Below are 24,439 nucleotides of genomic sequence, written 5' to 3'. Positions count from 1 at the left end.
ACGAGTACGTGGCGGCAGGATGTGGTGGAACGCGCACATATATGAAGGAGACTGTCGTGTCGGCGAACAGCTTCGACGCCCGCGCCACGCTGCGCGTGGGTGACGAGTCGTACGAGATCTTCAAGCTGGACAAGGTCGAGGGCTCCGCCCGGCTGCCTTACAGCCTGAAGGTTCTCCTGGAGAACCTGCTCCGCACCGAGGACGGCGCGAACATCACCGCCGACCACATCCGTGCGCTCGGCGACTGGGACTCCCAGGCCCAGCCGAGCCAGGAGATCCAGTTCACGCCGGCGCGCGTGATCATGCAGGACTTCACCGGCGTGCCCTGCGTCGTCGACCTCGCCACCATGCGTGAGGCCGTCGCCGCCCTCGGCGGTGACCCGGCGAAGATCAACCCGCTCTCCCCGGCCGAGATGGTCATCGACCACTCCGTCATCGCCGACAAGTTCGGCACCAACGACGCCTTCGCGCAGAACGTCGAGCTGGAGTACGGCCGCAACAAGGAGCGCTACCAGTTCCTGCGCTGGGGCCAGACCGCCTTCGACGACTTCAAGGTCGTCCCCCCGGGCACCGGCATCGTGCACCAGGTGAACATCGAGCACCTGGCCCGCACCGTCATGGTCCGCAACGGCCAGGCGTACCCCGACACCCTCGTCGGCACCGACTCCCACACCACCATGGTCAACGGCCTCGGTGTGCTCGGCTGGGGCGTCGGCGGCATCGAGGCCGAGGCCGCCATGCTCGGCCAGCCGGTCTCCATGCTGATCCCGCGCGTCGTCGGCTTCAAGCTGACCGGCGAGCTCCCGGCCGGCACCACCGCCACCGACCTCGTGCTGACCATCACCGAGATGCTGCGCAAGCACGGTGTCGTCGGCAAGTTCGTCGAGTTCTACGGTGAGGGCGTCGCCGCCACCTCCCTCGCGAACCGCGCCACCATCGGCAACATGTCGCCCGAGTTCGGCTCCACCGCCGCGGTCTTCCCGATCGACGGCGAGACCCTGAACTACCTCAAGCTCACCGGCCGCTCCGAGCAGCAGGTCGCGCTCGTCGAGGCGTACGCCAAGGAGCAGGGCCTCTGGCTCGACCCGGCCGCCGAGCCCGACTTCTCCGAGAAGCTGGAGCTCGACCTCTCCACGGTCGTCCCGTCGATCGCCGGCCCGAAGCGCCCGCAGGACCGCATCGTCCTCGCGAACGCCGCCGAGCAGTTCAAGAGCGACGTCCGCAACTACGTCACCACCGCCGACGAGGCGGGCGAGGAGTCCTTCCCGGCCTCCGACGCCCCGGCCGTCAGCAACGGTGTCCCGTCGAACCCGGTCGAGGTGACCGCCCCCGACGGCACCACCTACACGATCGACCACGGCGCCGTCACCGTCGCCGCGATCACCTCCTGCACCAACACGTCGAACCCGTACGTGATGGTCGCCGCCGCCCTCGTCGCGAAGAAGGCCGTGGAGAAGGGCCTGACCCGCAAGCCGTGGGTCAAGACCACCCTCGCCCCGGGCTCGAAGGTCGTCACCGACTACTTCGACAAGGCGGGCCTGACCCCGTACCTCGACAAGGTCGGCTTCAACCTCGTCGGCTACGGCTGCACCACCTGCATCGGCAACTCCGGCCCGCTGCCGGAGGAGGTCTCCAAGGCCGTCAACGAGCACGACCTGGCCGTGACCTCGGTGCTCTCGGGCAACCGTAACTTCGAGGGGCGCATCAACCCCGACGTCAAGATGAACTACCTGGCCTCCCCGCCGCTGGTCGTCGCGTACGCCATCGCGGGCTCCATGAAGGTGGACATCACCAAGGACGCCCTCGGCGTGGACCAGGACGGCAAGCCGGTCTACCTCGCGGACATCTGGCCCTCCGAGGCCGAGGTCAACGACGTCGTCGCCAACGCCATCGGCGAGGACATGTTCAACAAGTCCTACCAGGACGTGTTCGCGGGCGACGCCCAGTGGCAGGCGCTCTCGATCCCGACCGGCAACACCTTCGAGTGGGACGCCGAGTCCACCTACGTGCGCAAGCCCCCGTACTTCGAGGGCATGACGATGGAGACCACCCCGGTCACCGACATCGCCGGCGCCCGTGTCCTGGCCAAGCTGGGCGACTCGGTCACCACCGACCACATCTCCCCGGCCGGTGCCATCAAGGCCGACACCCCGGCCGGCAAGTACCTCACCGAGCACGGTGTGGAGCGTCGTGACTTCAACTCCTACGGCTCGCGCCGTGGCAACCACGAGGTCATGATCCGCGGCACCTTCGCCAACATCCGCCTGCGCAACCAGATCGCGCCGGGCACCGAGGGCGGCTTCACCCGCGACTTCACCCAGGCCGACGCGCCGGTGTCGTTCATCTACGACGCCTCGCAGAACTACCAGGCCGCCGGCACCCCGCTGGTCATCCTGGGCGGCAAGGAGTACGGCTCCGGCTCGTCCCGCGACTGGGCGGCCAAGGGCACCGCGCTCCTCGGCGTCAAGGCCGTCATCACCGAGTCGTACGAGCGCATCCACCGCTCGAACCTCATCGGCATGGGCGTCCTCCCGCTCCAGTTCCCGGCCGGCCAGACGGCCGACTCGCTCGGCCTGACCGGCGAGGAGACCTTCTCCATCGCGGGCATCACCGAGCTGAACGAGGGCACGACCCCGAGCACGGTCAAGGTCACCACCGACACCGGTGTCGAGTTCGACGCGGTCGTCCGCATCGACACCCCCGGTGAGGCGGACTACTACCGCAACGGCGGCATCATGCAGTACGTGCTGCGCAACCTGATCCGCGGCTAAGGGTCAGGTAGGTAGCGGTAAGGGCCCGTCCCCCTGGGGACGGGCCCTTACTCATGCGCCGGGACGGTCAGCCGGTCAGCCCAGCAGCTCGATCTCCGAGACTTCCGCCAGTTCACCCGTCGCCACCAGCCGGTACCTCGCGTACGCCCCCGGCGCCGCGACCGTGAACACCCGGGTCTGCCGGTCCCACGCGAAGGTCTCGCCCGCCCGCCGGTCCAGGTCCTTCCAGGTCACGCCGTCCGCCGAGCCCTGGAGCACCCAGCCCGTCGGCGCCTTCGCCCGGTCGGCGGAGGAGGTCAGCGTGTACTGGACCGCCTTCCCAGGCGCCGCCACCGGCAGCTCCAGCGGGCCGGCCAGCGGGCCCGCCGTCGCCGAGGTGTCGTCGAAGAGCGGGCCCGCGCCCTTCACCAGGTCCGCCCGGGGCGTCGGCACCTCGTCGTCCCGCGTGATCGAGGCCGGGGCGGCCGAGCGGCCGGTGCCCCACGCCGAGGGCTCCGGGCCCATGTCGAACTTCAGCGTGCCGCCCTTCGCCAGCAGGTCGTGCGGCAGCGCGGTCGAGTCCCACCGCTTCCCGTTCAGCTTCACGCCCTGGACGTAGATGTTCCGGGCGCTGTTGCGCGGGGCCTCCACGACCAGCGTGCGGCCGTTGTCCATCCGTACCGTCGCCTTCTTGAAGAGCGGCGAGCCGATCGCGTACTCCCCGCTGCCCATCACCAGCGGGTAGAAGCCGAGCGCCGAGAAGAGGAACCAGGCCGACTGCTCGCCGTTGTCCTCGTCGCCGTGGTAGCCCTGGCCGATCTCGCTGCCGGTGTAGAGGCGGGAGAGCACCTCGCGGACCTTCTCCGCGGCCTTCCACGGCTGCCCGGCCGCGTCGTACATGTACGGCACGTGGTGGGCGACCTGGTTGGAGTGCCCGTACATGCCCATCCGCACGTCCCGCGCCTCGGTCATCTCGTGGATCACACTGCCGTACGAGCCGGCGACGTCGGGGCTCGCCGTCTCCGGCGTCGAGAAGTAGGCGTCCAGCTTCTTCGCCAGGCCCGCCCGCCCGCCGTACAGGTTGGCCAGGCCACGGGAGTCCTGCGGGGCGGTGAAGGCGTAGCCCCAGCCGTTGGTCTCCGTGTAGTCGTAGCCCCAGATCCTCGGGTCGTACGTCTCCGAGGGCACCCGCCAGGCGCCCTTGGCGTCCTTGCCCTGGAAGAAGCCGGCCTTCGCGTCGAAGAGCGAGACGTAGTTCCGCGCCCGGTTCAGGAAGTACGCCGACTCCTCGCGGTAGCGCTTCTTGCCGGTCTTCTCGTAGAGCGCCTGGCCCATCCTCGCGATGCCGTAGTCGTTGAGGTAGCCCTCAAGGGACCAGGACAGGCCCTCGTGGGTCTCGGTCGAGGCGTAGCCGGTGAAGGGCGAGGTCTCCATGCCCTTGCGGCCGACGCCCCGGCTGGGCGCGACGACGGTGGCGTTCTTCAGCGCCGCCTCGTACGCCGCCGCCCCGTCGAAGTCCACGCCCTTCACATACGCGTCGGCGAAGGCCACGTCGGAGGAGGTGCCGGTCATCAGGTCCGCGTAGCCGGGGGAGGACCAGCGGGAGATCCAGCCGCCGTCCTTGTACTGCTGCACGAAGCCGTCGACCAGCTCGCCCGCCTTCCCCGGGGTGAGGAAGGAGTACGCGGGCCATGTCGTCCGATAGGTGTCCCAGAAGCCGTTGTTGACGTACGCCTTGCCGTCGACGATCTTCGCGCCGGTACGGGTCGGCGTGTCGGGACCGGCCGGGGCGGAGAAGGGGCTGGCGTACTTGTAGCCCGAACCGACCTTCTCGAAGCCGGAGTTGGGGTACAGGTACAGCCGGTAGAGGCTGGAGTAGAGGGTGACCAGCTGGTCGTGGGTCGCGCCCTCGACGGTGACCCGGCCGAGGATCGCGTCCCAGGCGTCCTGGGCGCGCTCCCGTACGGTGTCGAAGCCGGTGCCCTCGGGGATCTCGTCGGCCAGGTTCGCCTTCGCCTGCTCGATAGAGATCAGCGAGGTCGCGATCCGCAGGCCGACCGTGCGGTCCGCGCCCGCGTCGAAGCGGACGTAGCCCTTCACGCCCGGCTCGGCGGGCTTGCCGGAAGCGGTGACCGGCGCGTCGAAGACGCCGTACACGAACATCCGCCCGGCCCCGGTGGACAGACCGCTCTTCACGTCCGACCAGCCGGTGAAGGAGCTCGTCGCGGGGTCGAGGGTGAGCCCGCCCTGGTCGGTCACGTTGTCGAAGAGCACGCTCGCGTCGTCGCCGGGGTAGCTGAAGCGCATCGCCGCCGCGTGGTCGGTGGGCGCGATCTCCGCCTTCAGACCGTTCTCGAACGTGACGCCGTAGTAGTGCGGCTTCGCCGTCTCGTTCGCGTGCCGGAAGGGCAGCGCCCGCGCCGTCCGGTCCGTCGGCGGGGGTCCCGCCGCGGCCGAGGGCATCAGCTGGAAGGTCTGCCGGTCGCCCATCCACGGGCTCGGCTGATGGCTCGCGGACAGCGCCTGGAGGGTCGGCAGGTTGTCGGCGTTGTTCCCGCGCGCGTACTCGTACAGCCAGCTCTGGGAGGCCGAACTGGTCACCGGCGTCCAGAAGTTGAAGCCGTGCGGCACGGCCGTGGCCGGGAAGGTGTTGCCGCGCGAGAAGGAGCCGGAGGAGTTGGTGCCGCGGGTCGTCGAGGCGTAGTCGGAGAGCCGGTCGAGCGGCTGCCGCGGCGCCTTCGGGGCGAGCGAGACGTCGTCGATCCAGCCCTGGAACTTCGCCGGGCCCTTGGGGGAGTCGTACGCCACGAGGATCCGGTCGACGGTCTTCCCGTTCGCGACCTCGCCGATCCGCGCGGTGACCTGGTTCCACTGGTTGACGTAGAGCCTCTTGGCGGCGCCCTGGCCCTGCGGGGTGAGGGCGCCGCCGTACGTGTCGGTGGCGCCGAGCCCGCTCAGGTAGGTGCCGTCGGTGAAGGCCAGGTCGACGGCGACGTTCGTCGCGGGGTAGTTCAGGTCGGTCTCGTTCATCGCCGGGAAGATCCGGTACGACAGCTCGGTGTTCCGGACGATCCGGGTGTCGACGTCGAAGACCTTGTTGTACGACCAGGCCCGGCCCTCGCCCTTGTGGGTGCCCGCGTAGCGCAGCGCCCGCTTTCCGGTGAAGCCCGCGCCCGCCTTGGCGGTGGGGGAGCCGCTGGGGCCGCGGTCCACCTGGCTGCGCATCTCCTCGGGGACGGGCTGGGAGGTGTCCCCGTTCGAGAACTGAACGTCGGCGAGCTGGGTCAGGCCCGCGCCCGCGTTCTTGGTGATCTCCAGGCGGTAGTGGGCGTACGCCGTGGCGCCGCCGCCCGCGAGGTCGTACGCACGTGTCTCGAAACGCTTGGCGAAGGACTCGCCCGCGCGCGTGTCGAGGACCGTCCACTCCTTGCCGTCCGCCGAACCCTTGAGGGTCCAGTCGCGCGGGTCGCGCTCGGCGGCGTCGTTGGCCGAGGTCAGCGCGTACGTCGCCAGCTTCACCGGCGCGTCGAGGTCGAACTCGATCCACGCGGTGGGCTCGAACACCAGCCACTTGGTGCCCGGTTGGAGATCGACCAGATTCTCCTTGACCTCGCCGGCCGCCGCGTGCTCGCCGCTGGCGCGCAGCGCCGTCACGCGGTCGGTGACGTTTCCGGGGATTCCCGTGACGAATCCGCCGTCGACGCCGCTTGTCCGGCTCTTTCCGTCAGGGCCGACTTCGACGGTGTTCCGCCAGGTCGGCTGGGTTTCGTCCGCTTCGAAGGAGGTGGTGAACTCCCGTACGGAGGAGCCCGATTCGGCTGATTGATCCGTTCGGCCCGGAAACGCCTGAGCCACCGTGGGGGTGAGGCTCAGTACCAATGCCGCCGAGGCCGCCAGGGAGACCGCTCTGAGAGGGGGGCGCATGCCGTGTCGTCGCTCCTGCCACTGGATGTAGACAACGTTGTCATTCTCGCCGAGCAAGTCCCCAGGAAAATGCCGAATAGCAGGTGGTGTCAAGGGTGTTGAAGGCAAAATCGGGGAGGAAAAGGGGCAGAAACGCCTCGGATAGCGCGTAGGTCTCAACTCGGAGACGACTACCGGGGAATGCTCGCTTCGATCTTGCTACGGGAAAGGGAAGTGGACTATACCTGTCGGCGTCCGCCCCGTCCGCTGTACCACTGCGCACGAGGGCCCGACGCCTGCACGACCCAGCTGCAATTGACCGCGGTGGCGGGGCCCTTCGCCTGAGGCGACCTGTACGGGCGACCGGTACACCGCCTGAGTCCTGAATGAAGGCGAGGACTTGAGCATGGGATCCACCTCCGCCCAGAACGGTGAGGGCCTCGGCCGTCGCGATCTGATCAAGCGTTCCGCAGCGCTCGGCCTGATCTCGGTGCCGACCATGAGTTTCCTGTCCGCGTGCGCCTCCGGTGGGGGCGACGACACGGGCAACGACAAGAAGCCCGCCGGCGAGAAGACGAAGGACAACCCGTTCGGCGTCGCCAAGGGCGGCAAGATCGACGTCGTCGTCTTCAAGGGCGGATACGGCGACGACTACGCCAAGGCGTGGGAGGCCAGCTTCAACAAGAAGTGGGACATCACGGCCACCCACACCGGCACCCAGGAGATCACCGGCAAGCTGCAGCCGCGCTTCAACGCGGGCAACCCGCCGGACATCGTCGACGACTCGGGCGCCCAGAAGATCAAGATCGACGTGCTGGCCAAGAACGGGCAGCTGCTCGACCTCGCCGAGATCCTCGACGCGCCGTCCGTCGACGACCCGGCCAAGAAGGTCCGCGACACCCTGATCCCCGGCACCATCGACGCCGGCCTCCAGGAGGGCAAGGTCGTCGCCCTCAACTACATCTACACGGTGTGGGGCCTGTGGTACTCCGGCAAGCTCTTCAAGGAGAAGGGCTGGACCGAGCCCAAGACCTGGGACGAGTTCATGGCCATCTGCAAGCAGGCCACCGCCCAGGGCATCGGCGGACTCGCCCACCAGGGCAAGTTCCCGTACTACATCAACGTCGCCATCATGGACCTGATCGCCAAGAAGGGCGGTCTCGATGCCATGAAGGCGATCGACAACCTCGACCCGAAGGCCTTCGTCGGCTCCGCCGCGGCCAAGGAGGCCGTCGAGGCGGTCTACGAGCTGGTGGAGAAGGGCTACCTGATGGCCGGCACCAACGGCCTGACCCACACCGAGTCGCAGACCCGCTGGAACCAGTACAAGGCCGCCTTCATCACCTGTGGCTCCTGGCTGGAGAACGAGCAGCTCAAGCAGACCCCGGCCGACTTCGACATGAAGTTCATGCCGATGCCGCTGCTGCCCGGCAGCAAGATGCCGTACGAGGCCATCCGCGCCGGTTCCGGTGAGCCCTTCATCATCCCCTCCAAGGCCAAGAACCTGGCCGAGGCGAAGGAGTTCATGCGGATGATGCTCTCGAAGGAGTGGTCGACGCTCTTCGCGAAGGAGGCCAACTCCCTCACCATCCTCGCCGACGGCGTGGACCCGAGCGTCAAGCTGCGCCCCGGCACCCAGTCGACGGTCGTCGCCTCCAAGGCGGCCGGCACCAACACGTTCCGCTACCTGTACACCGAGTGGTACAGCGAGATGGACACCGAGATCCAGAACGCCTCCAACGAGCTGATGGCCAAGCGCATCCAGCCCGCGGAGTGGCTCAAGCGGGCCCAGGCCGCCGTCGACAAGGCCGCCAAGGACCCCGCCGCCAAGAAGAACCACCGCGACTGATCTCGCGTAGCAAACCGCTGGGGACATCAGGGACAGGAACGCCATGCGCAAAGGGCAGTACCAGTTCGTCACGGGATTTCTCTTGGTACCCGTGGCCCTCTATCTGGTCTTCGTCATCTGGCCGTACATCCAGACGATCGGCTACTCGCTGACCGACTGGCAGGGCCAGTCGCAGAATTTCTCCTTCGTCGGATTCGACAACTACGTCGCCCTGTTCAAGGACGACGTCTTCCTGGGAGCGGTCTGGCACAACATCCTGTTCCTGGTGTTCATCCCGGTGATCACCATCCTGCTCGCCCTCTTCCTCGCCTTCATGGTGAACGCGGGCGGGCGCGGCAAGGCCGGCGGCGTCGCGGGCGTCGCCGGGTCGAAGTTCTACAAGGTGGTCTACTTCTTCCCGCAGGTGCTCTCGCTGGCGATCCTCGCGGTGCTCTTCGGCGCCGTGTACCGCAGCGACACCGGCGGCATGCTCAACGGCCTGCTGCTCAAGCTGGGCCTCATCGACGCCGCCGAGCCGATCGAGTGGCTCAACGAGCCCAACTTCGTCCTGTGGGCGCTCATGGCGGTCGTGGTCTGGCACGGCGTCGGCTTCTACCTGGTGCTGTTCTCCGCCGCCATGCAGTCCATCCCCCGGGACATCTACGAGGCCGCGCTGATCGACGGCGCCGGCCGCGCCCAGTCCTTCTTCCGCATCACCCTGCCGCTGCTGTGGGACTCGGTGCAGACCGCCTGGGTCTACCTCGGCATCGTGGCCATGGACATGTTCGTCCTGGTCTCCACGATGACCTCGGGCGACTACGGCGGCGGCCCCGACCACCACAGCGAGACCATGTCGACGGTCATGATGCGCAACTTCCTCTACTTCGGTAAGAGCGGCTACGCCTGCGCCATGGGCGTGGTCATGCTGCTCCTCACCCTGATCGTGTCCGTGGTCACGCTGCGCGCCACCCGCCGCGAGCGCCTCGAGTTCTGAGCGGGAGAACCAGACCATGACTGCACCCATCCAGAAGTCCGACGCGAGCCCGGCCACCGGCACGGGCGGGGGCTCCGTGCCCCGGCAGCGCGCGGCACGCACGGGACACACCCCGGCCCCGGGCCCCGCCCGCGAGGGCGTCGTCCTCAATGTCTTCTCGCACGGCTTCCTCGCCGTGTGGGCCCTGCTGATCGTGCTGCCGCTGCTGTGGCTGGTGCTCAGCTCCTTCAAGACCGACTCCCAGATCGCCGGATCGGCCTTCGGCTGGCCGGCCAACTGGTCGCTCGACGTCTTCGGCCGGGCCTGGAACAAGGGCATCGGCGACTACTTCGTGAACACCGTGATCGTCCTGGTGTTCTCGGTGCCGCTGACCATGCTCTTCGGCTCCATGGCCGCGTACGTCCTGGCCCGCTACCAGTTCTGGGGCAACCGGGTCATCTACTACTTCTTCGTCGCCGGCGCGATGTTCCCGGTCTTCCTGGCCCTGGTCCCGCTCTTCTTCATGGTGAAGATGCTCGGGATGCTCAACACCTACCAGGGCCTGATCCTGGTGTACGTCGCCTACTCGATGCCGTTCACCGTCTTCTTCATGCACTCCTTCTTCAGGACCCTGCCGACGGCGGTCTTCGAGGCGGCGATCCTGGACGGGGCCTCGCACACCCGGGCGTTCTTCCAGGTGATGCTGCCGATGGCCAAGCCGGGCCTGGTCAGCGTGGGCATCTTCAACACGCTGGGGCAGTGGAACCAGTTCGTCCTGCCGACCGTGCTGATGCAGCCGCAGAGCGGTGACGATCCCGAGCGGTACGTGCTCACCCAGGGCCTGATCCAGCTCCAGCAGCAGCAGGGGTACGAGACGGACCTGCCGGTGCTCTTCGCCGGTGTCACCATCGCCATGATCCCGATGCTGGTGGTCTACCTGTCCTTCCAGCGGCAGGTCCAGGCCGGTCTCACTTCGGCCACGCTCAAGTAACGACGGCACCGCCCAGAGGTCCGGTCCCGGGGAGTCCACCCCGGGACCGGACCTTTTGCGTCCGTATTCGGCTACCGTCGAGGACTTGACGGCGACAAGCCCTACGAAGGAGCTTGGAGTTCATAACTTGTACACGTCGTAGGGTGGAGAGAGTCAATGGAGACTCCGGGGTCGCAGTCGTCGCTGCACCGGGCCAATCTGGAGCGGGTCGTCCGGGCGGTGCGGATGGCCGGATCGCTCACCCAGGCGGAGATCGCCCGGGCGACGGGCCTGTCCGCCGCCACGGTCTCCAACATCGTGCGGGAGCTGAAGGAGGGCGGCACCGTCGAGGTCACCCCGACCTCGGCCGGCGGCCGCCGGGCCCGCAGCGTCTCGCTCAGCGGTGACGCGGGGATCGTCATCGGCGTCGACTTCGGCCATACGCACCTGAGGGTCGCGGTCGGCAACCTGGCCCACCAGGTGCTCGCCGAGGAGGCCGAGCCGCTGGACGTGGACGCCTCCGCCGCGGAGGGCTTCGACCGGGCCGAGCGGCTGGTCACCCGGCTGATCGCGGCCACCGGCATCGGCCGGGAGAAGGTGGTCGGCGTCGGCCTCGGCGTGCCGGGCCCCATCGACGTCTCCTCGGGCCTCCTGGGCTCCACCTCGATCCTGCCGGGCTGGAGCGGGATCAACCCCGCCGAGGAGCTCTCCGCCCGCCTGGGCGTCCCCGTGCACGTCGACAACGACGCCAACCTCGGCGCGCTCGGCGAGCTGGTCTGGGGCAGCGGCCGGGGCGTGAAGGACCTCGCGTACATCAAGGTCGCCAGCGGCGTCGGCGCCGGGCTCGTGATCGACGGCCGGGTCTACCGGGGCCCGGGCGGCACGGCCGGCGAGATCGGCCACATCACCCTCGACGAGTCGGGTCCGGTCTGCCGCTGCGGCAACCGCGGCTGTCTGGAGACCTTCACCGCCGCCCGTTACGTACTGCCGCTGCTCCAGTCGAGCCACGGCGCCGACCTGACCATGGAGCGGGTCGTCCAGCTGGCCCGCGAGGGCGACCCGGGCTGCCGGCGGGTGATCGCCGACGTCGGCCGCCACATCGGCAGCGGCATCGCCAACCTCTGCAATCTCCTGAACCCGAGCCGGGTGATCCTCGGCGGCGACCTCGCGGAGGCCGGCGAGCTGGTCCTCGCGCCCATCAGGGACTCCGTCTCGCGGTACGCGATCCCCAGCGCCGCCCGGCAGCTGTCGCTGGCCCAGGGGGCGCTGGGCGGCCGCGCCGAGGTGCTCGGCGCGCTCGCGCTCGTCCTCAGCGAGATGGGTGATTCAACCCTTTTGGAAGGTGCGGCGGGGGGCTCCGGAAGCGCCCTGAACGGATCCCGGCTTGCGTTCACTTAGATAACGGATGGCACCGTTGTCATCTCGTTAAGGATTTACTCCTTGACGTCGACCCTGCGGCCGAGTTGACTTCCAGCCACCTCGGCCGCAACGTCGCGGCCTCGTCAGGGAGGCAACCCCACATGAACGCAATGACGCGTCGCGTCGTCATAGGCACGGCCGCGGTCTCCATGGCCCTCTCCCTCGCCGCCTGTGGCAAGGCGGGCGACAACGGCTCGGGCGATGCGAACGGCGGCGACAGCAAGACCATCGGTCTGCTGCTCCCGGAGAACAAGACCACCCGCTACGAGACCTTCGACCGCCCGATCATGGAAGCGAAGATCAAGGCGCTCTGCTCCGACTGCGAGGTCAAGTACAACAACGCCGCGCAGGACACCGAGACGCAGAAGAAGCAGTTCGACGCGCTCGTCACCCAGGGCGTGAAGGTCATCATCCTGGACTCGGTCGACTACAAGGCCACCAAGTCCTGGATCCAGCAGGCCGAGAAGAAGGGCGTCAAGGTGGTCGCGTACGACCGCCTGGCCGAGGGCCCGATCTCCGCCTACGTCTCGTACGACAACGAGAAGATCGGCCGCCTCCAGGGCGAGGCCCTGGTGAAGGCGCTCGGCGCCAAGGCCAAGGACGCCAACGTTGTCATGATCAACGGCTCACCGACCGACCCCAACGCCCCGCTGTTCAAGAAGGGCGCCCACAGCGTCCTCGACGGCGGCGTGAAGAAGGTCGTCTACGAGCAGGACATCCCGGACTGGTCCCCGGACGAGGCCAACAAGAAGATGGGCGCCGCCATCGACTCCCTGGGCAAGGAGGGCTTCCAGGGCGTCTACTCCGCCAACGACGGCATGGCCGGCGGCATCATCACCGCCCTCGGCAAGCAGGGCGTCAAGGTCCCGGTCGGCGGCCAGGACGCCGAACTCGCCGGTCTGCAGCGGATCCTGAAGGGCGATCAGGCCTTCACCATCTACAAGCAGATCAAGCCCGAGGCCGAGACCACCGCGGAGATCGCGGTCAAGCTCCTCAAGGGCGAGAAGATCGACGACCTCGTCCCGGTGAAGGTCACCAGCCTCACCGGCGAGTTCAAGGACATCCCCGCCAAGCTGTACGACGCGCAGATCGTGACCAAGGAGAACATCGCCTCCACGATCGTCGCCGACAACGTCTACAAGGCGGCCGACATCTGCACCGCCGAGTACAAGGCGGCCTGCGAGGCCGCGGGCATCAAGTAGCCCGCCCCGCCCCCCACGGAAGACCGTCCGGCGCATCCCGCCCCACTCCACGCCCCGCAAGCGGGGGCGGGGCGCCGGACTCCCTCGCGGTCCCCGCGGTGTCCCCACCGCACTTCTCGCACCACATCCCCGCCGGTCAGGCGGCGAAGGAGATGATTCACGTGTCCGCTACGCCCGTGCTGGCGTTGCGCGGGGTCTCCAAGCGGTTCGGCGCCGTCCAGGTGCTCACCGATGTCGATCTGGAGATCCACGCCGGAGAGGTCGTCGCCCTGGTGGGCGACAACGGCGCCGGCAAGTCGACCCTCGTCAAGACGATCTCGGGGGTCCACCCGATCGACGAGGGCACCATCGAGTGGGACGGCCGCCCGGTCCAGATCACCCGGCCCCACGACTCCCAGAACCTCGGGGTCGCCACCGTCTACCAGGACCTGGCGCTCTGCGACAACCTCGACGTCGTCGCCAACCTCTTCCTCGGCAGCGAGCTCAGCTCCGCCAAGGTGCTCGACGAGATCGCCATGGAGAAGCGCGCCCGGGAGCTCCTGGACACCCTGTCCATCCGCATCCCCTCGGTCCGTATCCCCGTCGCCGCCCTCTCCGGCGGCCAGCGGCAGGTCGTGGCCATCGCCCGCGCCCTGATCGGCGACCCGAAGATCGTCATCCTGGACGAGCCCACCGCCGCCCTCGGCGTCGAGCAGACCGCCCAGGTGCTCGACCTGGTGGAGCGGCTGCGCGAGCGCGGCCACGGCGTCATCCTCATCAGCCACAACATGGCCGACGTCCGCGCCGTCGCCGACAAGGTCGCCGTGCTCCGCCTCGGCCGCAACAACGGGGTCTTCGACGTCGAGGACACCACCCACGAGACGATCATCGCCGCCATCACCGGCGCCACGGACAACGCGGTGACCCGCAGGCAGGCCCGTACGGCGGCGGCCGCGAACGACGAGAAGGGGGCCGCCAAGTGAGCGAGCTCGCCAAGACCCCCGAGGCCCCCGCCCCGGCCGGCCCCGCCGTCCCCGCGGTCGACCCCCGTCTCCTCGTGCGCGAGGAGGGCGTCAAGGGCTACTGGACGGAGTTCACCCGCAAGATACGCGGCGGCGAGCTCGGCTCCCTCCCCGTGATCCTGGGCCTGATCGTCATCGCGGTCGTCTTCCAGATCCAGAACCCGAACTTCCTCTCCGCGAGCTCCGTCGCCAACGTCGCGGTGTACGCCTCCGGCCTCGGCATCATGGCCGTCGGCATCGTGTTCGTCCTCGTCCTCGGCGAGATCGACCTCTCGATGGGCTCCGTCGCCGGCGTCGGCGCCGCCGTCTGGGCCGGCCTCCAGGTCAGCAACGGCATGAACCAGTGGCTGTCCATCGTGCTCGCGGTGCTCACCGGCACCGTCATCGGCGCGCTGCACGGCTTCTTCTTCGCCAAGATCGGCGTCCCCGCGTTCGTCGTCACCCTGGCGGGCTTCCTCGGCTGGATGGGCCTCCAGGAGTGGCTCATGGGCGGCGAGGGCTCCATCAACACGCCGTCCGGCAGCGTGGTGGAGAACCTCACCAACTACTTCTTCGCCGACAAGATCGCCGCCTACGGCCTCGCCCTGGCCGCCGTCGCCGTGTACCTGTTCTCGCTGCTTCGCGACAGCCGCCGTCGCAAGGCCGCCCAGCTCCCGGCCCGCCCGATCGCCGAGATCGTGCTGCGCACCGGCGTCGTCGCCGTCCTGGTCCTGGTCGTCGCGTACGTCATGAACGAGCCCGCCGGCGCCCGCGGCCTGCCGCTGGCCCTGGTGCTGTTCCTGGCCGTCCTGGTGATCGCCGACTTCGTCGCCCGCCGCACCCTCTTCGGCCGCAAGGTCTTCGCCGTCGGCGGCAACGCCGAGGCGGCCCGCCGGGCCGGCATCAACGTGGACCGGGTCCGGATCGCCGTCTTCGCGATCTCCGGCACCCTCGCCGCCTTCGGCGGCCTGTTCATCGCGAGCCTCTCCGGCGGCGCGACCAAGAGCCTGGGCGGCGGCAACACGCTGATGCTGGTCATCGCCGCGGCCGTGATCGGCGGCACCAGCCTCTTCGGCGGCCGCGGCAAGGTCTGGTCCGCGCTCCTGGGCATGATCGTGATCCAGTCGATCCAGCAGGGCCTGAACATGATCGGCATGTCCAACGCGATCCAGAACATGATCACCGGCGCGGTGCTCCTCGCCGCCGTCGTGATCGACTCGGTCTCCCGCCGTACGCAGAAGACCGCGGGGCGCGCGTAACGCTCGCCACACTCCGCCCGGCGCCGAGAACCGGCGCCGGGCGCTGCTGCGTCCGGAGCAGTGCACCGGCCGTGCGGATCAGCGGTGTGTCGGCCATGCGGGTGGCGCTCGATCGCCCGGCCCGATGCCCACGATCCAAGACGGAACATTAGACTCGACAAATCGGCAAGCTCGACCAGCTCAAACGCAAGGAGGCACGGGTGGCTCTGCTGACCCGTATCAGGGGACCGCGAGATCTGGACCGGCTCTCCTCGGAACAGCTGGACCAGCTGGCCGGAGAGATCAGGTCGTTCCTCGTGGACGCCGTCTCCAAGACCGGCGGGCACCTCGGCCCCAACCTCGGCGTGGTCGAGCTGACCATCGCCCTGCACCGCGTCTTCGACTCGCCCAAGGACAAGGTGCTCTTCGACACCGGGCACCAGAGCTACGTCCACAAGCTGCTCACGGGCCGCCAGGACTTCTCCAAGCTCAAGATGAAGGGCGGCCTGTCCGGCTACCCCTCGCAGGCGGAGTCCGAGCACGACGTCATCGAGAACTCGCACGCCTCGACCGTCCTCGGCTGGGCCGACGGACTGGCCAAGGCCAACGAGATCCTCCGCAAGGACGACCACGTCGTCGCGGTGATCGGCGACGGCGCGCTCACCGGCGGCATGGCCTGGGAGGCGCTGAACAACATCGCCGCCGCCAAGGACCGTCCGCTCGTCATCGTCGTCAACGACAACGAGCGCTCCTACGCCCCCACCATCGGCGGCCTCGCCAACCACCTGGCGACCCTGCGCACCACCGACGGCTACGAGCGCTTCCTCGCCCGCGGCAAGGACATCCTGGAGCGCACCCCCGTCGTCGGGAAGCCGCTCTACGAGACCCTGCACGGCGCCAAGAAGGGCCTCAAGGACTTCATCGCCCCCCAGGGCATGTTCGAGGACCTCGGCCTGAAGTACGTCGGCCCCATCGACGGCCACGACATCGAGGCCCTGGAGTCGGCGCTGACCCGCGCCAAGCGCTTCGGCGGCCCGGTCATCGTGCACTGCCTCACCGAGAAGGGCCGCGGCTACCAGCCGGCCCTCCAGGACGAGGCGGACCGCTTCCACGCCGTCGGCAAGATCCACCCCGACACCGGTCTGCCGATCGCCTCCTCCGGCGCCGACTGGACCAGCGTCTTCGGCCAGGAGATGGTCGAGCTCGGCAAGGAGCGCGCGGACATCGTCGCGATCACCGCGGCCATGCTCCAGCCCGTCGGCCTCGACAAGTTCGCCAAGGCCTTCCCCGAGCGGGTGTACGACGTCGGCATCGCCGAGCAGCACGCCGCGGTCTCCGCGGCCGGCCTGGCCACCGGCGGCCTCCACCCGGTCTTCGCGGTCTACGCGACCTTCCTCAACCGGGCCTTCGACCAGGTCCTGATGGACGTGGCCCTGCACAAGTGCGGCGTCACCTTCGTCCTCGACCGGGCGGGCGTCACCGGCACCGACGGCGCCTCCCACAACGGCATGTGGGACATGTCGATCCTCCAGGTCGTGCCCGGCCTGCGGCTCGCCGCCCCGCGCGACGCCGACCAGGTACGCGCCCAGCTGCGCGAGGCCGTCGAGGTCACCGACGCGCCCACCGTCGTCCGCTTCTCCAAGGGCGCGGTCGGCCCGGCCGTCCCCGCGCTGCGCCGGGTCGGCGGCATGGACGTGCTCCGTGAGCCGGGCAGCGACAAGCCGGACGTCCTCCTGGTCTCCGTCGGCGCCCTGGCGCCGATGTGCCTGGAGATCGCGGACCTGCTCGACGCGCAGGGCATCTCCACCACCGTGGTCGACCCGCGCTGGGTCAAGCCCGTCGACGAGGCCATGGCCCCGCTCGCCGAGCGCCACCGGGTGGTCGTCACCGTCGAGGACAACAGCCGCGTCGGCGGCGTCGGCTCCGCCGTCGCCCAGGCGCTGCGCGACGCGGGCGTCGACGTGCCGCTGCGCGACTTCGGCATCCCGCCGCGCTTCCTCGACCACGCCTCGCGCGGCGAGGTCATGGCGGAGATCGGGCTCACCGCCCCGGACATCGCCCGTCAGGTCACCGGCCTGGTCTCGCGTCTCGACGGACGCTTCGAGGCCAGCGCGAAGGCGGTGGAGCCCGCCCGGGACTGACCCGGCGGCGGATCGGCGGCGGATCGGCGACGATCTCACCCAGCGTCACCTTTGGGCCGGTCGGCTCACTCTTCGGAGTGGCGACCGGCCCTTTCGCGTGCGTTTCGGCCCGCGAGCGGGCAGCCCCCTGGCAGGAGGTGCGACGGTGAGTACGGACCAACAGCCACGCGCGAGTTCAGGGATGTTCCGGACCAAGTCGGTCGAGCAGTCGATCCGCGACACCGAGGAGCCGGAGCACGCCCTCAAGAAGTCCCTGTCCGCCTGGGACCTGACGGTCTTCGGCGTCGGCGTCATCATCGGCACCGGCATCTTCGTCCTCACCGGCAAGGTCGCCAAGGAGAACGCGGGCCCGGCCACCGCCCTGGCCTTCGTCGCCGCCGGCATCGTCTGCGCCCTCGCCGCCCTGTGCTACGCGGAGTTCGCCTCGACCGTGCCGGTGGCCGGTTCGGCGTACACCTTCGCGTACGCCTCCATCGGCGAGCTGCCGGCCTGGATCATCGGCTGGGACCTCGTCCTGGAGTTCGCGCTCGGCACCGCCGTCGTCGCCGTCGGCTGGTCCGGTTACGTGCGCTCCCTCATGGACAACGTCGGCTGGCATCTGCCCGCCTCGCTCGAAGGCCCCGACGCGCCCGGCGGCACCTTCGACATCCTGGCCTTCGTGCTGGTCCTGGTGCTGACCGCGATCCTCGTCCTCGGCATGAAGCTCTCCGCGCGCATCACCGGCATCGTCGTCGCCATCAAGGTGACGGTCGTGCTGATCGTGATCGTCGCCGGTCTGTTCTTCATCGTCGGCGACAACTACAAGCCCTTCATCCCGCCGGCCGTCACCCCGCCCGGCGGCGGCTCCGACTGGACGGAGCCGCTGGTCCAGCTGATGTTCGGCTACGCGCCGACCAACTTCGGCGTCATGGGCATCTTCACCGCCGCCTCCGTCGTCTTCTTCGCCTTCATCGGCTTCGACGTGGTCGCCACCGCCGCCGAGGAGACCAAGCTGCCGCAGCGCGACATGCCCCGCGGCATCCTCGGCTCGCTCATCATCTGCACCGTGCTGTACGTGGCCGTCGCCCTCGTCGTCACCGGCATGCAGAAGTACACCGAGCTCTCCGTCAGCGCCCCGCTCGCCGACGCCTTCAAGGCCGTGGGCCATCCGTTCTACGCGGGCGTCATCAGCTTCGGCGCCGCCATCGGCCTCACCACGGTCTGTCTGATCCTGCTGCTCGGCCAGACCCGGGTGTTCTTCGCGATGAGCCGCGACGGGCTGCTGCCCCGCTTCTTCTCGGTGACGCACCCGAAGTACAGGACGCCGTACCGGCCCACCATCCTGCTCGGCGGGATCATCGCCGTCGTCGCCGGCTTCACCAGCATCAACGAGCTGGCGACCCTGGTGAACATCGGCACCCTCTTCGCCTTCGTCGTGGTCGCCGTCGGCGTCATGGTGCTCCGCCGCACCCGCCCCGACCTGGAGCGCGCCTTCCGCACCCCGTGGGTCCCGGTGCTCCCGATCATCTCCATCGCCGCCTCGCTCTGGCTGATGCTCAACCTGCCCGCCGAGACCTGGTTCCGCTTCGCCGTCTGGATGCTGCTCGGCTTCGTCGTCTACTTCCTGTACGGCCGCAAGCACAGCCGCCTGGGCAAGATGGGCGCCGACGCGGAGTACTGACGTCCTAGCCGGGGAGGCTCCTGGGCCCGGTGCACCGCCCGCCCGTCTCCTCGACCCTCCGCCGCAGCTCCCGGTCGGCCGTGACCACCAGACACGGCCGGCCGGCCGCGTTCCGGGCCAGCTCCACGATGAGGTCGTCACCGCTGCCGGGCGCCTCCTCGACCCGTACCCCCGGCACCGACGCCACACCCCGGGCGCGCCCCTCGACGACGAGCACGATCTCGTACGGCCCGCCCTCCGCGGGCCCGCCGTGCGCGGCGAGCCGGTCCCGCAGCCGCTCGGCGGCCCCGCGCCGGTCCTTCCACCAGCCATCCGGCCGGGACCCCACCACATTCGCCCCGTCGACGATCAGAAGCTCCATCCGCACAGCATGACGGCCCCGGCACCGCCGAAGCGGTACCGGGGCCGTCATCACCCTTGCGGGACGGTGTTACGCGGGGACGCTCGCCACGCCCTGCGCGAGGAACCGCTTGCCGTTGACGCGCTCGGAGACGCCCTCACGGTCCAGGTACGGCGTGATGCCGCCCAGGTGGAAGGGCCAGCCCGCGCCCGTGATCAGGCAGAGGTCGATGTCCTGCGCCTCGGCGACGACACCCTCCTCCAGCATCAGGCCGATCTCCTGCGCGACGGCGCCCAGGACGCGGTCGCGGACCTGCTCCTCGGTCAGGACGACGTCGCCCTGCTTGAGGAGCGCGGCGACCTCGGGGTCGAGCTCCGGCTTGAAGCCGTTCTCCGGCTTGTAGACGTAGAAGCCGCGCTTGCCGGCCTCGACGACCGCCTTCAGGTTGGGGGAGACGGTGAAGCGCTCCGGGAAGGCGCGGTTCAGGGTCTCGGAGACGTGCAGACCGATCGCCGGGCCGACGAGCTCCAGGAGCACCAGCGGCGACATCGGCAGACCGAGCGGCTCGACGCCCTTCTCGGCGACGGCGACCGGGGTGCCCTCGTCGATGACGTTCTGGATCTCGCCCATGAAGCGGGTCAGGATGCGGTTCACGACGAACGCCGGGGCGTCCTTCGTGAGCACGGCCGTCTTCTTCAGCTTCTTGGCGACGCCGAAGGCGGTGGCCAGGGAGGCGTCGTCGGTCCGCTCGCCGCGGACGATCTCCAGGAGCGGGAGGATCGCGACCGGGTTGAAGAAGTGGAAGCCGACCACGCGCTCGGGGTGCTTCAGCTTCGAGGCCATCTCGGAGACCGACAGCGAGGAGGTGTTGGTGGCGAGGATCGCGTGCGCCGGGGCGACCGCCTCGACCTCCGCGAACACCTTCTGCTTGACGGACATCTCCTCGAACACGGCCTCGATGATGAAGTCCGCGTCGGCGAAGCCCTCGGCCTTGTCGAGCACACCGGAGACCAGGCCCTTGAGGCGGTTGGCCTTGTCCTGGTTGATGCGGCCCTTGCCGAGCAGCTTCTCGATCTCGCCGTGGACGTAGCCCACGCCCTTGTCGACGCGCTCCTGGTCGATGTCGGTCAGGACGACCGGCACCTCCAGGCGGCGCAGGAAGAGCAGGGCGAGCTGGGAGGCCATCAGACCGGCGCCGACGACACCGACCTTGGTGACCGGGCGCGCGAGGGACTTGTCCGGGGCGCCGGCGGGGCGCTTGCCGCGCTTCTGCACCAGGTTGAAGGCGTAGATGCCGGCGCGCAGCTCGCCGCCCATGATCAGGTCCGCGAGGGCCTGGTCTTCGGCGTCGTAGCCCTTCTGGAGGTCGCCGTCCTTGGCGGCCTCGATGATGTCCAGGGCGCGGTAGGCGGCCGGGGCGGCGCCGTGCACCTTGGAGTCGGCGAGGGCGCGGCCCTTGGCGACGGCCTGGTCCCAGCCCTCGCCGCGGTCGATCTCGGGGCGCTCGACGGTCACGGAGCCGTTGAGGACGGACGCCGTCCAGATCAGCGACTGCTCCAGGAAGTCGGCACCCTCGAAGAGGGCGTCGGCGATGCCGAGCTCGAAGACCTGCTTGCCCTTGAGCTGACGGTTCTGGTTGAGGCTGTTCTCGATGATGACCGAGACGGCCTTCTCCGCGCCGATCAGGTTCGGCAGGATCGTGCAGCCGCCCCAGCCGGGCACCAGGCCGAGGAAGACCTCGGGCAGCGAGAAGGCCGGCAGGGCCTTCGAGACGGTGCGGTAGGTGCAGTGCAGACCGACCTCGACGCCGCCGCCCATGGCCGCGCCGTTGTAGTACGCGAAGGTCGGCACGGCCAGGCCCGCGAGACGCTTGAAGACGTCGTGGCCGCCCTTGCCGATGGCGAGCGCGTCCTCGTGCCGCTTGAGCAGCTCGACGCCCTTGAGGTCGGCGCCGACGGCGAAGATGAACGGCTTGCCGGTGATGCCGACGCCGACGATCTCACCGTTCGCGGCCTCGGCCTCGACCTGGTCGATCGCCGTGTTCAGGTTGGCGAGCGACTGCGGGCCGAAGGTGGTCGGCTTGGTGTGGTCGAAGCCGTTGTCCAGCGTGATCAGCGCGAACCGGCCCGCGGCGGCGGGGAGTTCGAAGTGACGTACGTGGGCCGAGGTGACGACCTCGTCCGGGAAGAGCTCGGCGGCGCCCTTCAGAAGCTCTGCGGTGGTGCTCACTTGCTGCCTCCGGCGTCCTTGTGGTTCGGGTTCTCCCAGATGACCGTGGCGCCCATGCCGAAGCCGACGCACATGGTCGTGAGGCCGTAGCGGACCTCCGGCTGCTCCTCGAACTGGCGGGCCAGCTGCGTCATCAGACGGACGCCGGAGGAGGCGAGCGGGTGGCCGTACGCGATGGCGCCGCCGTACTGGTTGACGCGGGTGTCGTCGTCGGCGATGCCGTAGTGCTCCAGGAAGGCGAGGACCTGGACGGCGAAGGCCTCGTTGATCTCGAAGAGGTTGATGTCCTCGATCGACAGACCGGCCTTGGCCAGCGCCTTCTCGGTGGCCGGGATCGGGCCGTAGCCCATGACCTCGGGCTCCACGCCGGCGAAGGCGTAGGAGACGAGGCGCATCTTGACCGGGAGGTTGTTCTCGCGGGCGAAGTCCTCGGAGGCGATGATCGAGGCGGTGGCGCCGTCGTTCAGGCCCGCCGCGTTGCCCGCGGTGACGTTGCCGTGGACGCGGAACGGCGTCTTGAGGCCGGCCAGCGACTCAAGGGTGGTGCCCGGGCGCATCGGCTCGTCGGCGGTGACCAGACCCCAGCCGGTCTCGCCGGCCTCGGGGGAGGTGCGGCGCACCGAGATCGGCACCAGGTCCTGCTGGATCTTGCCGTCGGCGTACGCCTTGGCGGCCTTCTCCTGCGAGCGCACGGCGTACTCGTCGGCGCGCTGCTTGGTGATGCTCGGGTAGCGGTCGTGCAGGTTCTCGGCGGTCATGCCCATGAAGAGGGCGGACTCGTCGACCAGCTTCTCGCTGACGAAGCGCGGGTTCGGGTCCACGCCCTCGCCCATGGGGTGACGGCCCATGTGCTCGACGCCACCGGCGATGACGGCGTCGTAGGCACCGAAGGCGATCGAACCGGCCACCGAGGTGACGGCGGTCAGCGCACCGGCGCACATGCGGTCGATGGAGTAGCCGGGCACGGACTGCGGCAGACCCGCGAGGATGCCCGCGGTGCGGCCGAGGGTCAGGCCCTGGTCGCCGATCTGCGTGGTCGCGGCGATGGCGACCTCGTCGATCTGGGCGGGGTCGAGACCGGGGTTGCGGCGCAGCAGCTCCCGGATGGCCTTGACGACGAGGTCGTCGGCGCGGGTCTCGTGGTAGATGCCCTTCGGGCCCGCCTTGCCGAACGGGGTACGGACGCCGTCGACGAAGACGACGTCCCTGACGGTACGAGGCACGATGGCTCTCCTCCAGGGTGCGGGGTGGCACTGCTGCGGGCGCACTGCCCGGCACGCGCCTAAGCGCGCGCTTGCTCCCCCATGCTACTTGCGGGTAACCACGCTGCCCAGTCCCCCCGCCCCAAGCGGCGAAGGTCACACCCGCGAAGGCGGCCGCGCCGGGCGCGCCGAAGCCCCCGGACCGGGGTCCGGGGGCTTCGGTAGATCCGTACTTCGTCAGGTCCGTACGGGGCGGGCTCAGGCCCGGGTGTTCAGCGCGGTCGCCAGGAGGGGGGTCACCAGGCCCACCTGCCAGGGGCGGGCGCCGTAGCCCCGGAGGGCCTCGGCGACCGTCTCCGGGTCGGGCGCGGCCGGGGGCTCCCAGCAGACGCGGCGGACCGTGTCCGGGGTGATCAGGTTCTCCTGCGGCAGGTGCAGCTCCTCCGCGAGCGCCGAGACCGCGGCGCGGGCGGCGGAGAGGCGGGCCGCGGCGGCCGGGTCCTTGTCGGCCCAGGCGCGCGGCGGCGGCGGCCCCGCGAGCGGCTGGCCCGGCTGCGGCAGCTCCGACTCCGGCAGGGCCTTCGCCCGGTCCACGGCGGCCTGCCACTGCTCCAGCTGGCGCTTGCCCATCCGCTGGCCGAAGCCGGGCAGCGCCGACAGGGCGCCCGCGTTCGGCGGAAGCGCCAGGGCGGCCTCCACGATCGCCGCGTCGCTCAGCACCTTGCCGGGGGAGACGTCACGCCGCTGCGCCACCGCGTCCCGGGCCGTCCACAGCTCCCGGACGACCGCCATCTGACGGCGCCTGCGGACCTTGTGCATGCCGGAGGTGCGGCGCCAGGGGTCCTTGCGCGGCGGGGCCGGCGGGGCCGAGGCGATGGCGTCGAACTCCTCCAGGGCCCAGGCCAGCTTGCCCTGCCGGTCGAGCTCGTCCTCAAGGGCGTCGCGCAGGTCGACGAGCAGCTCCACGTCGAGCGCGGCGTAGCGCAGCCACGGGTCGGGCAGCGGGCGGGTGGACCAGTCGACCGCAGAGTGCCCCTTCTCCAGGGCGTAACCGAGGACCGACTCGACCATCGCGCCGAGGCCCACCCGGGGGAAGCCCGCGAGGCGGCCGGCGAGCTCGGTGTCGAAGAGCCGCGAGGGCACCATGCCTATGTCCCGCAGGCACGGCAGGTCCTGGGTCGCGGCGTGCAGGATCCACTCGGTGCCGGGCAGCGCCGCGCCGAGGGACGACAGGTCGGGGCAGCCGACCGGGTCGATCAGCGCGGTGCCCGCGCCCTCGCGGCGGAGCTGGACGAGATAGGCGCGCTGGCCGTAGCGGTAGCCGGAGGCGCGCTCGGCGTCCACGGCGACGGGGCCGCGGCCGGCGGCGAAGGCGGCGACGACCTCGGCGAGGGCCTCATCGGTCGCCACGACGGGCGGAATGCCCTCGCGGGGTTCGAGCAACGGGATCGGCAGCCCATTCGCAGGGACGTCGTCGTCCGAGGGGGCGCCCCCGGTGGTTCGCAGCGCTGTGTCGCTTGCGGTGTCTTGGGCGTCGGTCACCTGTCAAGGGTATCTGCGAATGGCAAGACCCTGCCGACGGAACGGAACGGTTGGCACGATCG

General features: G+C 69.6%; 15 protein-coding genes. 10 read left to right on the top strand and 5 right to left on the bottom strand.

Annotated elements, in window-relative coordinates:
- Window positions 1-56: 56 nt before the first annotated feature.
- Entirely contained in the window at window positions 57-2,771 is a 2,715-nt protein-coding gene (gene acnA, locus ABTZ54_RS12795; RefSeq protein ID WP_351661034.1) for an aconitate hydratase AcnA, read from the top strand.
- A 75-nt stretch (window positions 2,772-2,846) separates the two neighbouring features.
- On the opposite strand, the gene ABTZ54_RS12790 is transcribed toward acnA, so the two are convergent.
- Window positions 2,847-6,674 carry a GH92 family glycosyl hydrolase gene (locus ABTZ54_RS12790; RefSeq protein ID WP_351661627.1) on the bottom strand — a complete coding sequence of 1,276 codons (3,828 nt, stop codon included), beginning with the start codon at window positions 6,672-6,674 and terminating at the stop codon, window positions 2,847-2,849.
- 385 nt (window positions 6,675-7,059) lie between these two features.
- Here ABTZ54_RS12790 and ngcE point away from each other — a divergent pair, with 385 nt between their 5' ends.
- The 9 genes from ngcE to ABTZ54_RS12745 all read left to right on the top strand — a co-directional run bounded on the left by ngcE (window position 7,060) and on the right by ABTZ54_RS12745 (window position 19,064).
- Complete coding sequence (gene ngcE, locus ABTZ54_RS12785) at window positions 7,060-8,502, top strand: N-acetylglucosamine/diacetylchitobiose ABC transporter substrate-binding protein (RefSeq protein WP_351661031.1); 1,443 nt, start codon at window positions 7,060-7,062, stop codon at window positions 8,500-8,502.
- Window positions 8,503-8,545: 43 nt separating this feature from the next.
- A complete protein-coding gene (locus ABTZ54_RS12780; RefSeq protein WP_351661028.1) occupies window positions 8,546-9,475 on the top strand; it encodes a carbohydrate ABC transporter permease in 930 nt (309 codons plus the stop codon).
- Window positions 9,476-9,491: 16 nt separating this feature from the next.
- Window positions 9,492-10,445, top strand: coding sequence for a carbohydrate ABC transporter permease (locus tag ABTZ54_RS12775; protein ID WP_351661025.1), 954 nt, complete (start codon window positions 9,492-9,494; stop codon window positions 10,443-10,445).
- 156 nt (window positions 10,446-10,601) lie between these two features.
- On the top strand, window positions 10,602-11,822 hold the full coding sequence (locus tag ABTZ54_RS12770; RefSeq protein ID WP_351661023.1) for an ROK family transcriptional regulator: 1,221 nt from the start codon (window positions 10,602-10,604) through the stop codon (window positions 11,820-11,822).
- Window positions 11,823-11,944: 122 nt separating this feature from the next.
- Window positions 11,945-13,045: a sugar ABC transporter substrate-binding protein gene (locus ABTZ54_RS12765; RefSeq protein WP_351661020.1), complete on the top strand. Its 1,101-nt coding sequence runs from the start codon at window positions 11,945-11,947 to the stop codon at window positions 13,043-13,045.
- Between the two features lie 152 nt (window positions 13,046-13,197).
- Window positions 13,198-14,007 carry an ATP-binding cassette domain-containing protein gene (locus ABTZ54_RS12760; protein WP_351661017.1) on the top strand — a complete coding sequence of 270 codons (810 nt, stop codon included), beginning with the start codon at window positions 13,198-13,200 and terminating at the stop codon, window positions 14,005-14,007.
- Complete coding sequence (locus tag ABTZ54_RS12755) at window positions 14,004-15,284, top strand: sugar ABC transporter permease (RefSeq protein ID WP_351661014.1); 1,281 nt, start codon at window positions 14,004-14,006, stop codon at window positions 15,282-15,284. Before ABTZ54_RS12760 ends, ABTZ54_RS12755 begins: the two co-directional genes overlap by 4 nt.
- A 200-nt stretch (window positions 15,285-15,484) precedes the next feature.
- A complete protein-coding gene (gene dxs / locus ABTZ54_RS12750) occupies window positions 15,485-17,404 on the top strand; it encodes a 1-deoxy-D-xylulose-5-phosphate synthase (RefSeq protein ID WP_351661011.1) in 1,920 nt (639 codons plus the stop codon).
- A 181-nt stretch (window positions 17,405-17,585) separates the two neighbouring features.
- Window positions 17,586-19,064 carry an amino acid permease gene (locus ABTZ54_RS12745; protein WP_351661008.1) on the top strand — a complete coding sequence of 493 codons (1,479 nt, stop codon included), beginning with the start codon at window positions 17,586-17,588 and terminating at the stop codon, window positions 19,062-19,064.
- Window positions 19,065-19,068: 4 nt separating this feature from the next.
- Here ABTZ54_RS12745 and ABTZ54_RS12740 read toward each other — a convergent pair whose 3' ends face one another.
- The 4 genes from ABTZ54_RS12740 to ABTZ54_RS12725 form a co-directional block, all read right to left on the bottom strand.
- A complete protein-coding gene (locus ABTZ54_RS12740) occupies window positions 19,069-19,425 on the bottom strand; it encodes a PIN domain-containing protein (RefSeq protein WP_351661005.1) in 357 nt (118 codons plus the stop codon).
- Window positions 19,426-19,494: 69 nt separating this feature from the next.
- Entirely contained in the window at window positions 19,495-21,633 is a 2,139-nt protein-coding gene (locus ABTZ54_RS12735) for a 3-hydroxyacyl-CoA dehydrogenase NAD-binding domain-containing protein (protein ID WP_351661002.1), read from the bottom strand.
- On the bottom strand, window positions 21,630-22,856 hold the full coding sequence (locus ABTZ54_RS12730) for a thiolase family protein (protein WP_351661000.1): 1,227 nt from the start codon (window positions 22,854-22,856) through the stop codon (window positions 21,630-21,632). The genes ABTZ54_RS12735 and ABTZ54_RS12730 overlap by 4 nt, the downstream gene beginning before the upstream one ends.
- Window positions 22,857-23,093: 237 nt before the next feature.
- Window positions 23,094-24,377, bottom strand: a complete 1,284-nt coding sequence (locus ABTZ54_RS12725; protein ID WP_351660997.1) for an HRDC domain-containing protein — start codon at window positions 24,375-24,377, stop codon at window positions 23,094-23,096.
- Window positions 24,378-24,439 lie beyond the last annotated feature (62 nt).

This window comes from Streptomyces sp. NPDC094032 (assembly GCF_040303965.1).
Taxonomy (GTDB): Bacteria; Actinomycetota; Actinomycetes; order Streptomycetales; family Streptomycetaceae; genus Streptomyces.
This window is presented reverse-complemented; position numbering and strand designations above follow the sequence as displayed.

Coding starts and splice junctions, on each gene's coding strand:
- ABTZ54_RS12790 (WP_351661627.1), bottom strand. CDS start 6,674: ATGCGCCCCCCTCTCAGAGCGGTCTCCCTGGCGGCCTCGGCGGCATTG.
- ngcE (WP_351661031.1), top strand. CDS start 7,060: ATGGGATCCACCTCCGCCCAGAACGGTGAGGGCCTCGGCCGTCGCGAT.
- ABTZ54_RS12780 (WP_351661028.1), top strand. CDS start 8,546: ATGCGCAAAGGGCAGTACCAGTTCGTCACGGGATTTCTCTTGGTACCC.
- ABTZ54_RS12775 (WP_351661025.1), top strand. CDS start 9,492: ATGACTGCACCCATCCAGAAGTCCGACGCGAGCCCGGCCACCGGCACG.
- ABTZ54_RS12770 (WP_351661023.1), top strand. CDS start 10,602: ATGGAGACTCCGGGGTCGCAGTCGTCGCTGCACCGGGCCAATCTGGAG.
- ABTZ54_RS12765 (WP_351661020.1), top strand. CDS start 11,945: ATGAACGCAATGACGCGTCGCGTCGTCATAGGCACGGCCGCGGTCTCC.
- ABTZ54_RS12760 (WP_351661017.1), top strand. CDS start 13,198: ATGATTCACGTGTCCGCTACGCCCGTGCTGGCGTTGCGCGGGGTCTCC.
- ABTZ54_RS12745 (WP_351661008.1), top strand. CDS start 17,586: ATGTTCCGGACCAAGTCGGTCGAGCAGTCGATCCGCGACACCGAGGAG.
- ABTZ54_RS12740 (WP_351661005.1), bottom strand. CDS start 19,425: ATGGAGCTTCTGATCGTCGACGGGGCGAATGTGGTGGGGTCCCGGCCG.